Origin of the sequence: Pedobacter jeongneungensis (assembly GCF_000633455.1) — a bacterium.
In the GTDB taxonomy this organism is placed as follows: domain Bacteria; phylum Bacteroidota; class Bacteroidia; order Sphingobacteriales; family Sphingobacteriaceae; genus Pedobacter; species Pedobacter jeongneungensis_A.
In genome coordinates this window covers 53,794-66,915 of sequence record NZ_AYMG01000027.1, presented here as the reverse complement: position 1 = coordinate 66,915, position 13,122 = coordinate 53,794, and the positions used below count along the sequence as shown (strand labels likewise).

Genomic DNA, 13,122 nt, shown 5'->3' with positions numbered 1-13,122 from the left:
TACAAAATGTGTGGTTCTTTTGCCGCTGAAATCCTACATTTGAAAAAACACAAACGATGAAAAAGTTAATATTTGCGCTGATACTAGGTTTATTTTCAGTTTCTGTAAATGCCCAAACTGCATCTCAAAAAACAGCAACTGCAAAAGTAATAACCAAACAGGTGGTCGATATTGCCTGTGGTGAATGCCAGTTTAAAATGAAAGGTAAAGATTGCGAATTGGCGGTTAAAATTGATGGCAAACCTTATTTTGTTGATGGCAAAGGCATTGATGATTTCGGTGATGCCCATGGCGAACATGGTTTTTGCAATGCCGTAAGTAAAGCAGAAGTTACCGGCGAAATCGTAAACAACCGCTTTAAAGCCAAAGAAATAAAGTTATTGCCAGTTAAGAAATAGTAATATATCAACCACAAAGACACAAAAGCATAAAGAAATTAAAAAATTGTGTCTTAGTGCCTTTGTGGTCTGCTTGCTAATTTTAACTTTTCACCCTTTGCCTCTTTCTTAGCATCCTTTGCGGTTAAAACGTAGGTTATTCAAATTCCTTTTCTAAACCCTGCCTTAAATCGAAAAGCAACCATTGTTTATTTTTCACGTCAGCTTGTTTCGTTTTTAGTAACTGGATAAAATCCTTTACGCCGATTTCTTCGTTCCCGTTACCATGAATAAGAACAATGCTACCCGCATTCGGCTGTTGTCCTTTAGCTAACCAGGCATCGCTTCCAACGGGAATTAATCCGTAAGCTTCGATTTTTTCAACAATTGCTTTATCTGATACCAATCCCGGGAAACGGAAAAATACAGAAGGGGTTAAACCGTTTTTAAGCATCAGTTTTTCGTTTTCCAATACTTCTATATCTAAGTTGGTTCCCGGAGCCAGAAGGAAATTTTCAGCCAAAGGCAGTTTATTTACTTCATGGTTGTAGGTATGGTTCACCCACGTAATATTCAGCTCCTTTTTATCCACGAGACTTTTTAGCCAGTTCAGGTCATCCGGGTGTTTTAACATCCATTTACCCGAAACGGAAACTGCTAATGGGGCGGGCTGCTCTGTCTTTTTAAATTCATCAAAAACCGATTGGAAAATAATCCGGTCTAAAGCCTTATGCGACGGACAAAGATCGATGGTTAAGGTAATGCCTTTTTCATTAGGGATGGCGTGATCAATCCCTGCGTTTTGTAACTGCAGATCTTTAGCAGCGGCGGCTTCTATTGATTTTATATAAGCCGTGTTCTTAAAAATCGCCAATACATTCGAATACTGAAGACTGCTTGTGGTATAATTACTGGCTAGATCTACTTTAGTATCTAAAGTTTCAGGATTAACCAGTAATAAATATTTTTGGTTATTTGCCGAAAAACTTCTGAGCGCAATCAACTTCTCATTATTACCTGTTGCTATGGCAAAACTTACCTTATAGCGTTTAATATCTTCAAAATTTTGTGCAAAAGTTTGAATTAAAAAAAAGCAGCTGCAAAAAATAGTGATGAGCAGACGTTTAGATAATTTCATGTTTCCTTATTTAAAATCTTTCTAATTTAACGCAAATCCGTTATCTTTACAAACATCGCCATGAACAAAGAAAAAGCAAAATTATGGTTTAAAAGGGTGGGGCTGGTTGGGTTTTTATTCTTCCTGATTAAAGGATTAATATGGCTTGTTGTGTTCTACTTTATCGGCAAAAACGTTTCTTAACAAGGTTCATTAGTTCACTGGTCATTTGTTCATTTGGCTGTGCCAATCGTATAACATATCCAGACTTTTTCTTAATGTCCTTAATTTCTTAATGATCAGATTTACCTAAATGTAAACAACATATTTGCCAGAAAATTCCATACAAAGACAATTACAATAGCGAAAAACTTTGCTACGTAAAAGTTTGTTCCATTTTTCCGTTGGTGAAAAAGATAAATGATGAAGGTGTTTAAACCCAAGCCGACTAAACTTACTACTAAAAACTTACTGAATTCTGTTGCCCAATGCACGTTGGTACTCTCGAATGTCCATACCCGGTTAATGAGGTAATTATTGGTTACAGCCAAGGTAAATCCAATGGCGTTAGCAATGTATTTGTTGATTTTGATTTTCTCTTTACACAGCCAGGTTGCACCAAAATCGATTGCCATTCCTAGGAAACCTGTTAATCCAAATTTTAAAATGCGGAAAAATAAATCCATGCTAATGTATTTTAACCAAATAAAAATGCGCTATAATCTGCGGACGTGTTTTGGCATTGATGAATTTACCTGTTAATTTGGTAATGTGGTAATATTCAAATGATTTTAACAATTCGACGTGGTATTCGGTTTTTAATCTTTCAAGTTCCGATTCCGGGGTGTAAATCACAAGATCTTTTTCATCTTTAGATTTATTCAGCTCCTCGTAACTCCAAAAGTATTTCGGTTCGCCATTGGCATAAAAATCGAATGAGTATGCATCCGGATGCATCAATACTGCAGCTTTGGCCTTAGGGTAATTTTCTTTTAACCATTTACCAGCCTGCATGCCAGATTCGTATTTTAAAACCGATGGATAGAAAAATGCAGAAAGAAAAATCATTAAACCAACCGAAATCATAGTACTTCTTGCCAGCAGATTTTCAGTTTTTAATCCTTTGAAAATTAAAAAGGATACGGTCAGTAAAATAACTAAAACCGCAATTGCTATATAATTATTTGTAAAACCAAAAAAGACAGCAACAGCAGATAGAATCAAAACAATTAAAACTGCCAGTACATTTTGAATGGTGAAAAATATTTTTAAACTTTTCCCCTCCAGTTTCTGTAAGTACAAAGCCGTAATGATGGCAAACTGTGGCAAAATGATCAAAATATAATGAGGCAGCTGGAATTTCGAAAGTGAAAACAATAGAAAGGTAATTGCTGCACTGGTCCAGATCATGATACTTTCTGCTGGTAAATCAATCCTGTTTTTCTTTTTGAAAAGGTTAACTACCGCAGTATAAAACAATATCGACCAGGGTAAAAAGGCCCAAAGCGTGGTGTGTAAAAAGAAAGAAATATCACCTTTTCCTTTTATCGGCCCATTATTAAAGAAGCGGCCAAACTGGCTATCCCAAAAGAAGAATTTTAAACCAGAAACTCCGGTTTTTCCAAACACCACCTTCTCCGGGTGTAAATCGAACTGAACATATAAAGTATAGAGTTCGGGAATAATAAAAATAAAAATCAATGCAATGGCAATCCACCATTTTGGTTTTAATAACTGCTTAAATTGTTTCGTTAGTAGCCAGTAAATGATAAACCCACCAAAAACGGGGATCAGCACAAATATGCCTTTAATCATAATCGCACATGCGGCGAAAAACGAACCCGCAACAACATGCAAAAAAGAATCTTGATGTGCTTTATAATAATGATAAATAGCAGCTAAAGTAAAGGTGGTAATGTAAACTTCTGCACGCACATCGAAAGTAGAAATGAGGATGTGCAGCGAGCTTAAAAAAATCAGGGCGCTAATCAATCCTGTTTTTTCATTGTAAATGTCTTTTGCCAGTTTGTAAAGGTACCATGCACCCAATAACCCAAATAAAAAGGAAGGGAGTTTATAAGCAAAAGCAGTAATCCCGAAAACCTTGAATGAGGCAGCGGCCAGCCAAAAAGTTAAATGTGGTTTATCCAGCCAATCTGCACCGCGAACATAAATGCTAACCCAGTCATTCCGAAGCACCATGTTTTTGGCAATGGATGCATAAAGTGCCGAATCGGGTTCCATTACCCCACCAAAAAGAGCCAATACACTAACCAATGCGATCAGGGCAATTAAGATTTTATACAGGGTGGTGTCTTTCAAGTTCATTTACAGGAAGCAAATATGAGCAAAAAAAAGTCAAATTTTTTTAAGGTTTAAGATTAACAGGGGCAAAGCCCTATCTTTGCTTTATGACAAAGTTATCTGTTAACATCAATAAAATTGCTACGCTCCGCAACAGCCGCGGGGGTAATAATCCTGATTTAGTTAAAGTTGCATTAGATTGCGAACGTTTCGGCGCGCAGGGAATCACGGTACACCCACGCCCTGATGAACGCCATATCCGTTATCAGGATGTGTACGATTTAAAAGCTGTTATTGCTACAGAATTCAATATTGAAGGAAATTGTAAAGAAGATAAATTTGTTGATCTGGTTTTGGCCAACAAACCTGCCCAGGTTACTTTGGTGCCTGATGCTGAAGGGCAGATTACTTCCAATCATGGTTGGGATACCATTAAACATAAAGATTACCTGAAAGAAATGGTTGCTGTTTTCCAGAAGGAAGGCATCCGGGTTTCTATTTTTGTTGATCCGGTAGTAGAAATGGTTGAGGGCGCAGCTGAAACCGGGACAGACCGTATCGAATTATATACCGAGGCCTATGCGCATAATTATTTCGCTGATCGCGAAAAGGCAATTGTTAATTATATCGCGGCTGCCCATCACGCCAATACTTTAGGCTTGGGGATTAATGCCGGCCATGATCTGGACCTGCACAACCTGCATTATTTTGCTCAAAGTATCCCAGGTTTACTGGAAGTTTCCATAGGTCATGCTTTAATTAGCGATGCGCTTTACTTAGGTTTAGAAACAACCGTTCAGAAATATTTACAACAACTGGCTTAGTTTTTAACCACAAAGTACACTAAGAAGTGCACAGAGAAACAGAGCCTCTGCGCACTCGGTGAAAAACTCTTTTTCTCTGTGGTTAGATAATATAAATATGTTAAAAGGAATTCTCCTTGTTTTTTTTGGTGCCTGTAGTTTTGGTATCCTCTCTACTTTTGTTAAACTGGCTTATCACGAAGGTTATACTTTAGGTGATGTTACCGGTGCCCAGGCTTTTTTCGGAGCTGTAATTTTATGGGTTTTATTTTTCTTCCAAAGCAGAACTGCAGGTTATAAAGCCAAAGCGGTTCCTGCTAAAACACCCTGGTGGAAAATGATAATCGCAGGAACCTGTACAGGTTTGGTGAGTATTTTTTATTATCAATGCGTAAAGTTGGTGCCTAATTCGGTTGCCATTATTTTATTGATGCAGTTTATATGGATGAGCATTTTAATGGAATACCTCATTTTTAAGAAAAAACCAACTGGTTTGCAATTTTTGGCAATTCTATTGGTTTTAGGTGGGACGGTGTTGGCCAGCGGAATGGTAGAAACCAGCATCGGAAGTATGGATTTAAAAGGCATTGGTTTCGGTTTACTCGCTGCACTTTGTTATGCAGGTTTTTTAATATTGAGCGGTAGAATCGGGAATGAATATGCGCCCTTAAAAAAGAGTGCCCTGATGATTACCGGGGCCTGTATATTGATCTTCATCATCTTTCCACCAACATTTTTGTTTAACGGCGCTTTGGGTGGAAGTTTATTAAAATGGGGTTTGATTATCTCAGTTTTCGGTACCGTAATACCGCCATTATTTTATGCCGAAGGCGTGCCGAGAATTGGTACGGCCATTAGTTCTATTTTAAGCGCGGCAGAATTACCAGTTGCGGTAATGATGGCAGGGTTTGTACTGCAAGAGCAGGTTTCATTTTTGAGGTGGGTTGGCGTTGTGGTGATATTATCGGCGATGGTTTTACCTAACCTGAAATATTTGAAAAAAGGTAGAGGGTTGGAAGGTTGAGTGCATAAGGTTAAAATTTGAGCTAAATAATCTTCTGACTTTCGGACTCCCAACCTCCGACTTACAAAAAAAATAAATATCTTTAAAAAGCATAAAGCATTTACACATGAAAAAACTTACCATTTATATTTTATCCTTTATTATCATTGGCTTAGCGGCATGTAAAACCAAAACCACCATCAATCAGGATGAAGCCGCTGAAGTGATTACCAGTTATCTAAAAGCCAATCCGGAATATAAAACCACCAGGTTTAAGTTTGGCGAGATGAAATTCAACAGTACAAACGACATGTTCGAGCTTGGGAAATATAAATCTTTGGCCAGCAAAGGTTTGGTTACCTTAAGCTTAAAAGAAGCCAAGAAGAAATTCCTTTCGAAAGATAGCAGTTTTGTTTATCAGATTACCTTAACCGATAAAGCAAGTCCGTTGGTATTAAAACAGGATGGCGACAGGGCCACGGTAAAAGTGGTAGAATATGTGTTATCTGACGAGAAACCAGTTGATTTTGCGCAGGTAAACTCCAGCACAGCAAAAGTTACGGTATCGTTAAAAATGAATACGACCGATTTCGAACCATTTGATAAAGAAGCAAATAAAAACAGCAACTTCATTACTAAAACTTATAAATTAAAGTTGAGTAAAGATGAAGGTTGGAAAGTGCAGAATTAGGTTGAAAGACTAAAGCTAAAAGACTAAAGCTGAAAGACCAAAGGGGAAAGCCTGAATGCCTCCTGCAGCTTGGGTTTATTGCATTCCCTTTATTTATAAACCCGACAGCAGTTGAAATCCTTTTTGCTTGCAGCAACCCTGAATTTACTGTCATGCTGAGGCACGAAGCATCTGCAGCCGATGAAACAGATGCTTCGTGCCTCAGCATGACATGATCTCAAAAAGATTGAAACGAATGGCGGGAACAAACTTAAATTTTAGCACAGCCACTGCTTTCCAAATAATCAAAATATTGGCTCAAAATTGAACAAACGTTTGTCTTGATTTTAAGCAGATAATCTACCAATTTTGTCGCTTTTAAGCATAAATAAGACGCCTTTTTTACACTGATTGATAGTGAAATACAGCTTCATTTTTGTTACCTTTGCACGCAAATTTATTATTCATACCGCATGAGCTTAAATATCCATTACAAGGAAGATTTTCAAAATCGTCATATTGCGCCAAATGAGGCAGATACAGCCGAAATGTTGCAAACTGTTGGCGTAAATTCTATCGATGAGCTGATTGAACAAACTGTTCCAACGGCAATTAGGTTAAAACAGCCTTTAAATTTGCCCGCAGCGAAATCAGAAACTGAATATCTTGGTGCTTTAAAACAAACTTCATTGTTGAATAAAGTTTTTAAAAGCTTTATCGGTCAGGGTTATTACGATACCATTACCCCGGGTGTAATTTTACGTAACGTATTCGAAAACCCAGGATGGTATACACAATATACGCCATATCAGGCAGAAATTGCCCAGGGCCGTTTACAGGCTTTATTAAATTTCCAGACCATGGTTATCGATTTAACCGGAATGGAAATTGCCAATGCATCTTTATTGGATGAAGGTACTGCTGCTGCTGAAGCCATGTTTATGCAATACAGCTTGCGTAAAAACCAGGCAGCTAAAAAATTCTTCGTTTCGGAACTTGTTTTTCCTCAAACGATCGATATTTTAAAAACACGCGCCAATCCTTACGGCATTGAACTGGTTATCGGAAGTCATATAGATTTCGTTGCTACCGAAGAATTTTTCGGTACAATTGTTCAGTACCCTGCAGGAAACGGTGAAGTTTTCGATTATAAAAACTTTGCAGCTGAATTACACAGCAAAAATATTAAATTAACGGTAGCTGCCGATATTTTAAGTTTAACCTTATTAACGCCTCCGGGTGAGTGGGGAGCTGATGTGGTAGTAGGTACTACACAGCGTCTGGGTATACCAATGGGTTTTGGTGGACCGCATGCTGCATTTTTTGCAACTAAAGAAGAATATAAACGTAACATCCCTGGCCGTATTATCGGTGTAACCATCGATAGCCATGGCGATTACGCTTTACGTATGGCTTTGCAAACCCGCGAGCAACACATCCGTAGAGATAAGGCAACTTCAAACATTTGTACTGCACAGGCATTGCTAGCTATTATGGCTGGTTTTTATGCTGCCTATCATGGTCCGAAAGGATTAAAAGCCATTGCAGAACGTACACACGGTTTAGCTATCAGTTTAGCCTCTACATTAAAAAGTTTAGGTTTCGAACAGTTAAATTCTGCTTATTTCGATACCATCCGTTTCGATTTGGGCGATTTAAAAGGCGGTATCCATTCTGGATGTATCGATAACGAAATCAACTTAAATTATGTTGGTAACGTAGCAACCATTTCGTTCGACGAAACCAGCACTTTCGAAGATGTAGCTTTAATTGCTAAAATCTTTGCAAAGGTTAAAGCCATTGCAGCTGATCAGGTTGAGGTGGTTGAAAATGTAGAAACCGTTATTCCAGCTACGTTACAACGTACTACGGCTTATTTAACCCACCCAATTTTTAACTCGCACCACTCAGAACACGAGATGTTGCGTTATATCAAATCGTTAGAAGCAAAAGATTTATCGCTTTGCCACTCAATGATTGCTTTGGGTAGTTGTACCATGAAATTAAATGCTACCGCAGAAATGATTCCGGTTACCTGGTCTCACTTTGGCCGCGTGCATCCATTTGCACCTGCCGATCAGGTATTGGGTTATTATTCGGTTTTTAACGAATTGGATAAATGGTTAAGCGAAATTACCGGTTTTGCGGCAATGAGCTTACAGCCAAACGCTGGTGCTCAGGGCGAATATGCCGGTTTAATGGTTATCCGTGCTTATCACCACGATAGAGGTGATTTTCACCGTAACGTAGCGTTAATTCCTGCTTCGGCTCACGGAACAAACCCTGCTTCTGCTGCAATGGCCGACATGAAAATTGTAGTAGTTAAATCTTTAGAAAACGGTAACATCGATGTTGAAGATTTAAAAGCTAAAGCAGAATTGCATAAAGACAACCTATCGTGTTTAATGGTAACTTATCCATCTACTCACGGGGTGTTCGAAGAAAGCATTATCGAAATCTGCGAGACCATCCACGCTAACGGTGGACAGGTTTATATGGATGGTGCAAACATGAACGCACAGGTTGGATTAACAAGTCCGGCCAATATCGGTGCCGATGTTTGTCACTTAAACTTACACAAAACATTCTGTATCCCTCATGGTGGTGGTGGTCCTGGTATGGGCCCAATTGGTGTGGCTAAACACCTGGTTCCTTATCTTCCAGGTCATGCTGTGGTTGATATCGATAAAGGAAAATCTATTTCTGCAGTTTCATCTGCACCTTGGGGTTCGGCTTCAATCCTGATCATTTCTCACGCATATATCGCGATGATGGGTGCTGAAGGTTTAACCAATGCTACCAAATATGCCATTTTGAACGCAAACTATATGAAAGCGCGTTTAGAGCAACATTACCCAGTGCTTTATTCAGGCGCTCAGGGCCGTTGTGCACACGAGATGATTTTAGACTGCCGTGCTTTCAAAGCTTTCGGAATTGAAGTGACTGATATTGCAAAACGATTAATGGATTACGGTTTCCACGCACCAACAGTTTCGTTCCCGGTTGCGGGTACTTTGATGGTTGAGCCTACAGAATCGGAGCCTAAACATGAGTTAGATCGTTTCTGTGATGCATTGATCGCGATTAAAAACGAAATTACTTCGGTAGAAAACGGTACTTTAGATAAAACGGATAACCCGTTAAAAAATGCACCTCATACGGTTTCGGTAATTACCGCTAACGAATGGGATCATGCTTATAGCCGTCAAACTGCTGCGTTTCCACTTCCTTATGTATTAGAGCATAAGTTCTGGCCATCGGTTGGTCGTGTTAACGATAGTCATGGCGATAGGGCATTAATCTGCGCTTGTCCGCCGATAGAGAGTTATTTGGAAGAGATCGTTCCTTAAGCTCCCTTTTCGTCATTGCGAGGAGGTACGACGAAGCAATCTATTTAGATAAATTATCTGCAAGTTTTATGGATTCATTTCATAAAACTTGCAGATTTTTTTTGGAAATGAATATCTGTTTTCATCGGAGGTTGCAGTCCTGCCATCCGCTTCAATCTTTTTGTGGTACTGTCATGCTGAGGCACGAAGCATCTGTTTCATCGGCTGTGAAGATAATATATCCAATATTGCTATTAATAAAAGTTATCATTATACTTTTAAGAATTATAAATTAATTTCTTCTTAATTTTCTTATAAATGTTTCCCAGCTTTCCAATTTAATTGGAAGATTGAAATTATATTCAAAGTTTTGCCGCTTATAGCTTTCTTTTATATCATCAATAGTTCGACCTCCTATAATGATATTATGAATATTAATGTCCTTGTTTTTATCAACCCGAGTCGTTTTATCAGGCCCAATAAAAGAGTTAAATAATGATTCACCACCTACTACTCTTTCTCTAATCATGTGGATATTTTTTCTAAACTCTAAATTATTTCTATGTATATATCCTAGCCTGTCCGTAATTTGTACTACCGCTCTATCTATTTTTGCATTAAATTTTTCATAGGAGCCTTTATTTAAAATATTGAATTCTGCACCTTTTATTTCTATTAAAAATACATCCATTCTTGATGTGCCTGTAAGTAATACGAAATCAACAAATCCGCCATTTAATGGAAATTCTGCAAAACAAATATAGTTGTCTGATGGGGATGCATATACTTCAGCGAATAGTGATAAATCTTTTTTTAATAGATTTAGAAAATCTATTTCTTTTGAGTTCTTTTCTACTAATTCGATCAAAGATAATTTAGGTACCATGTTTTTTTGAATTTCGAGACCTCTAAGTATATAGTCTGATTCTAATTGTCTTGGCAAATCTAAATGAGGGTTAATTTGTGTTATTGTTTTATCTATTTCATCAAGTAAAAATTTATTTTCTAGGCTTAGATTATCCAACTCTTCGTCATCACAATCCAATAAGCATTTTGCTGCTGATAAATTTATGTTTTCCCATTTGGGTTCATTACCTTTTTCTATAGTTATTATGTCGAATGTATGATCATTTACTGATGAAGGTTCATAGTGCTCAATAAAAATTGAGGTTTCTGGAACAATTAATCTAGTTTTTAAAGACTCGCAAATTATTTCGATTGAATTTGTTACTGAGGCGGAAGTATTTTTTACACCAAGATCTGTTATTAAAACATATACCTGAAACCGTGAATTAATAAACGTCCTTACTCTACATAATCCATCTTTAGGCCAATTATTAGGAAAAGAATATCTGAAAATTAAATCGTTGATTTTCATTTTTTTTTTGTAGTAATTTTAAAATTAGGTGTAACATTTATTTCTAAATTACTGAATGTAAATAACTTATTTATGAAGATTGTTAAGTATGCAAAAACAAAGCATCTTTTTTGGAAATGAATACCAGTTTTTCATCGGAAAGTGCAGCCCTGCCATTCGCTTCAATCTTTTTGTGGTATTGTCATGCTGAGGTACGAAGCATCTGTTTCATCGGCTGCAGATGCTTCGTGCCTCAGCATGACAGCATATTCAAGGTTGCTGCAAACAAAAAGGATTTTCGCTGCTGTCAGGTTTATAAACAAACGACCCCCACTTTTTTAGGTTTTAGCACGGGAAACCCTCCACCTTAAACCTTCCGCCTTCTATCTTTCTAAAATCCTCACAAAAAAGTAAACATATTAAACCTTAACATAATCCTGCAGTCAATAGAATGATTTTAAATAAATCCGATTATTTTTGAAAAAACTTAACATAGGTCAACAACAAGAGATTGGTAGTTCATCTATATTTGTATCAAATTTTAAAAAACCAGAAAATGAAATTAAAAATTAGCTCAATTTTTTTATTAGTGGCAGTAGTAGCATTGTCAGCTTTTAAAAACCCAACCAAACCAGTAACTTATACTGTAGATGCAGCAAAATCAACCATTACCTGGATTGGTAAAAAAGTAACAGGTTCTCATAACGGAACTGTAGCTTTACAATCAGGTACCTTAGCCGTTAACGGTAAAAGCGTAACTGGTGGTACTTTTGTAATCGATATGGCTTCAATTAAAGATGCTGATGGCAGCGCGAAATTAGAAGGTCACTTAAAAGCAGACGATTTCTTCGGTACAGCTAAATTCCCAACTTCAACTTTCGTAATTACTAAAGTTGCGGGTTCAGGTGCTAATGTAACCGTATCAGGTAATTTAACCATCAAAGGTATTACTAAACCATTAAGCTTCCCTGCAACTGTAACCGTTAATGCAGATGGAACAGCTTCAGCTTTAGCTGGTAAAATCGTTGTTGATAGAACTAAATATGACATCAAATACGGTTCAAAATCATTCTTCGATAGCATTGGCGACAAAGCAATTGATGATAACTTCGAATTGACTGTTAAATTGGTAGCTAAGAAATAATTATTTCCGTCTCGGAAAATGAAAGCCCCGGCATTTGTCGAGGCTTTTTTGTTTTAACCGCAAAGAGGGCTAAGTTTAACGCGAAGGGGCGCTAAATTATGTCAGTCTGAGCGAAGTCGAAGACTAACCACCGAGAACACCGAGTTTTGCACAGAGAGGCACAGAGTTTTTAAGAATTTTGGATAGCACCCAACTCTGTGTACTTCGCGCCTTTTCTCTGTGAGCTTTGTGGTAAAAAAGCGAGTAGAGTTACCTAATCTTAAACCCGCCCTCAACAGCATCCACAAAACCAGTTGCAGCACTTTTGCCATGGTAGAATAAACATTCCCAGTTTTCTTCTGCAGCTCTTTTTCCAAATTCTTTTCTTAATTCCATTGCCTTGCGACCGTCGAAATCATATTTGGCAATAAAATTTTTAACCAGTTCCTCAGGCTCAGGCAAAACATCGCCACCAAAAAATACTTTTTGATTGCCTTCTGTTAAAAGAAAAACCTGGTGGTTTGGACAGTGTGCACCAGTAAATTCGTAAGCAATGGTTTCATCCAATGCACCATCTCCCTCAACAAACTTCAACTGCGCATTTCGCTGCACAAAATCGAAAATATCGGTATGGTAAGATGAGGAAGTGCTGCTAAAAGCGGTTTCCCATTCGCCACGGTTAATGACATATTCTGCATCAGGGAAACTCAATTCAACTTTATCGTTGCCTTGTTTATGGATCATACCGCCGGAGTGGTCGTAATGTAAATGCGACATTAAAACTTTGGTTACGTCAGTTGGATCGAAACCTGCATTGCGGATATTTTTATGTAAAATCAGTTCGCCGTGGTCATCACTAAAACCTAAACCCGTATCAAAAAGCACAAGGTCGTTTTTTAGCTCAACCAAAAAAGGCTGAACATTGATGAATAATGAAGCGGGTCTGTCTTTAAAACTATGTATGGCTGGGTCGAAAGGCACAAATTTCTTTGATGCATCAACAGAATAGGTTCCTTCGAATAGGGTGTGAACTTGCAAA

The 13,122-nt window shown here is 37.8% G+C and carries 12 protein-coding genes; 7 read left to right on the top strand and 5 right to left on the bottom strand.

Features of this window, described 5'->3' with window-relative positions; genetic code table 11:
- Positions 1–56 precede the first annotated feature (56 nt).
- Positions 57–398, top strand: coding sequence for a DUF6370 family protein (locus U859_RS0122775; RefSeq protein WP_025145588.1), 342 nt, complete (start codon positions 57–59; stop codon positions 396–398).
- Positions 399–534: 136 nt separating this feature from the next.
- Here the strand turns inward: U859_RS0122775 and U859_RS0122770 are convergent, their stop codons facing one another.
- The gene (locus U859_RS0122770; RefSeq protein WP_025145587.1) at positions 535–1,515 is read right to left on the bottom strand and encodes a polysaccharide deacetylase family protein; all 981 of its coding nucleotides are present in this window, start codon (positions 1,513–1,515) and stop codon (positions 535–537) included.
- A 60-nt stretch (positions 1,516–1,575) separates the two neighbouring features.
- On the opposite strand from U859_RS0122770, the gene U859_RS32540 reads away from it, so the two are divergent.
- The gene (locus U859_RS32540) at positions 1,576–1,698 is read left to right on the top strand and encodes a hypothetical protein (RefSeq protein WP_262496812.1); all 123 of its coding nucleotides are present in this window, start codon (positions 1,576–1,578) and stop codon (positions 1,696–1,698) included.
- Between the two features lie 101 nt (positions 1,699–1,799).
- Here the strand turns inward: U859_RS32540 and U859_RS0122760 are convergent, their stop codons facing one another.
- Both U859_RS0122760 and U859_RS0122755 read right to left on the bottom strand, forming a co-directional pair.
- Positions 1,800–2,180, bottom strand: a complete 381-nt coding sequence (locus U859_RS0122760; protein WP_025145586.1) for a GtrA family protein — start codon at positions 2,178–2,180, stop codon at positions 1,800–1,802.
- A gap of 1 nt (position 2,181) precedes the next feature.
- The gene (locus U859_RS0122755) at positions 2,182–3,822 is read right to left on the bottom strand and encodes an ArnT family glycosyltransferase (RefSeq protein ID WP_025145585.1); all 1,641 of its coding nucleotides are present in this window, start codon (positions 3,820–3,822) and stop codon (positions 2,182–2,184) included.
- An 83-nt stretch (positions 3,823–3,905) separates the two neighbouring features.
- On the opposite strand from U859_RS0122755, the gene U859_RS0122750 reads away from it, so the two are divergent.
- From U859_RS0122750 to gcvP, 4 genes are all read left to right on the top strand, one after another.
- On the top strand, positions 3,906–4,622 hold the full coding sequence (locus U859_RS0122750) for a pyridoxine 5'-phosphate synthase (RefSeq protein WP_025145584.1): 717 nt from the start codon (positions 3,906–3,908) through the stop codon (positions 4,620–4,622).
- A 97-nt stretch (positions 4,623–4,719) separates the two neighbouring features.
- Positions 4,720–5,625, top strand: a complete 906-nt coding sequence (locus U859_RS0122745; protein ID WP_029986074.1) for an EamA family transporter — start codon at positions 4,720–4,722, stop codon at positions 5,623–5,625.
- 106 nt (positions 5,626–5,731) lie between these two features.
- Positions 5,732–6,295 (top strand): hypothetical protein, encoded by a 564-nt coding sequence (locus U859_RS0122740; protein ID WP_025145582.1) that lies wholly within the window; start codon positions 5,732–5,734, stop codon positions 6,293–6,295.
- A 452-nt stretch (positions 6,296–6,747) separates the two neighbouring features.
- A complete protein-coding gene (gcvP, locus tag U859_RS0122735) occupies positions 6,748–9,624 on the top strand; it encodes an aminomethyl-transferring glycine dehydrogenase (RefSeq protein WP_025145581.1) in 2,877 nt (958 codons plus the stop codon).
- Between the two features lie 271 nt (positions 9,625–9,895).
- Here the strand turns inward: gcvP and U859_RS0122730 are convergent, their stop codons facing one another.
- Positions 9,896–10,981: a Shedu anti-phage system protein SduA domain-containing protein gene (locus U859_RS0122730; RefSeq protein ID WP_025145580.1), complete on the bottom strand. Its 1,086-nt coding sequence runs from the start codon at positions 10,979–10,981 to the stop codon at positions 9,896–9,898.
- Between the two features lie 535 nt (positions 10,982–11,516).
- Here U859_RS0122730 and U859_RS0122725 point away from each other — a divergent pair.
- Positions 11,517–12,104 (top strand): YceI family protein, encoded by a 588-nt coding sequence (locus U859_RS0122725; protein WP_025145579.1) that lies wholly within the window; start codon positions 11,517–11,519, stop codon positions 12,102–12,104.
- 249 nt (positions 12,105–12,353) lie between these two features.
- Here the strand turns inward: U859_RS0122725 and U859_RS0122720 are convergent, their stop codons facing one another.
- A complete protein-coding gene (locus tag U859_RS0122720; RefSeq protein ID WP_025145578.1) occupies positions 12,354–13,121 on the bottom strand; it encodes an MBL fold metallo-hydrolase in 768 nt (255 codons plus the stop codon).
- Position 13,122: the final 1 nt, after the last annotated feature.

Excerpts from the sequence above, each read along its gene's own strand:
- U859_RS0122775 (WP_025145588.1), top strand. The coding sequence starts at position 57 with ATGAAAAAGTTAATATTTGCGCTGATACTAGGTTTATTTTCAGTTTCT.
- U859_RS0122770 (WP_025145587.1), bottom strand. The coding sequence starts at position 1,515 with ATGAAATTATCTAAACGTCTGCTCATCACTATTTTTTGCAGCTGCTTT.
- U859_RS32540 (WP_262496812.1), top strand. The coding sequence starts at position 1,576 with ATGAACAAAGAAAAAGCAAAATTATGGTTTAAAAGGGTGGGGCTGGTT.
- U859_RS0122760 (WP_025145586.1), bottom strand. The coding sequence starts at position 2,180 with ATGGATTTATTTTTCCGCATTTTAAAATTTGGATTAACAGGTTTCCTA.
- U859_RS0122755 (WP_025145585.1), bottom strand. The coding sequence starts at position 3,822 with ATGAACTTGAAAGACACCACCCTGTATAAAATCTTAATTGCCCTGATC.
- U859_RS0122750 (WP_025145584.1), top strand. The coding sequence starts at position 3,906 with ATGACAAAGTTATCTGTTAACATCAATAAAATTGCTACGCTCCGCAAC.
- U859_RS0122745 (WP_029986074.1), top strand. The coding sequence starts at position 4,720 with ATGTTAAAAGGAATTCTCCTTGTTTTTTTTGGTGCCTGTAGTTTTGGT.
- U859_RS0122740 (WP_025145582.1), top strand. The coding sequence starts at position 5,732 with ATGAAAAAACTTACCATTTATATTTTATCCTTTATTATCATTGGCTTA.
- gcvP (WP_025145581.1), top strand. The coding sequence starts at position 6,748 with ATGAGCTTAAATATCCATTACAAGGAAGATTTTCAAAATCGTCATATT.
- U859_RS0122730 (WP_025145580.1), bottom strand. The coding sequence starts at position 10,981 with ATGAAAATCAACGATTTAATTTTCAGATATTCTTTTCCTAATAATTGG.
- U859_RS0122725 (WP_025145579.1), top strand. The coding sequence starts at position 11,517 with ATGAAATTAAAAATTAGCTCAATTTTTTTATTAGTGGCAGTAGTAGCA.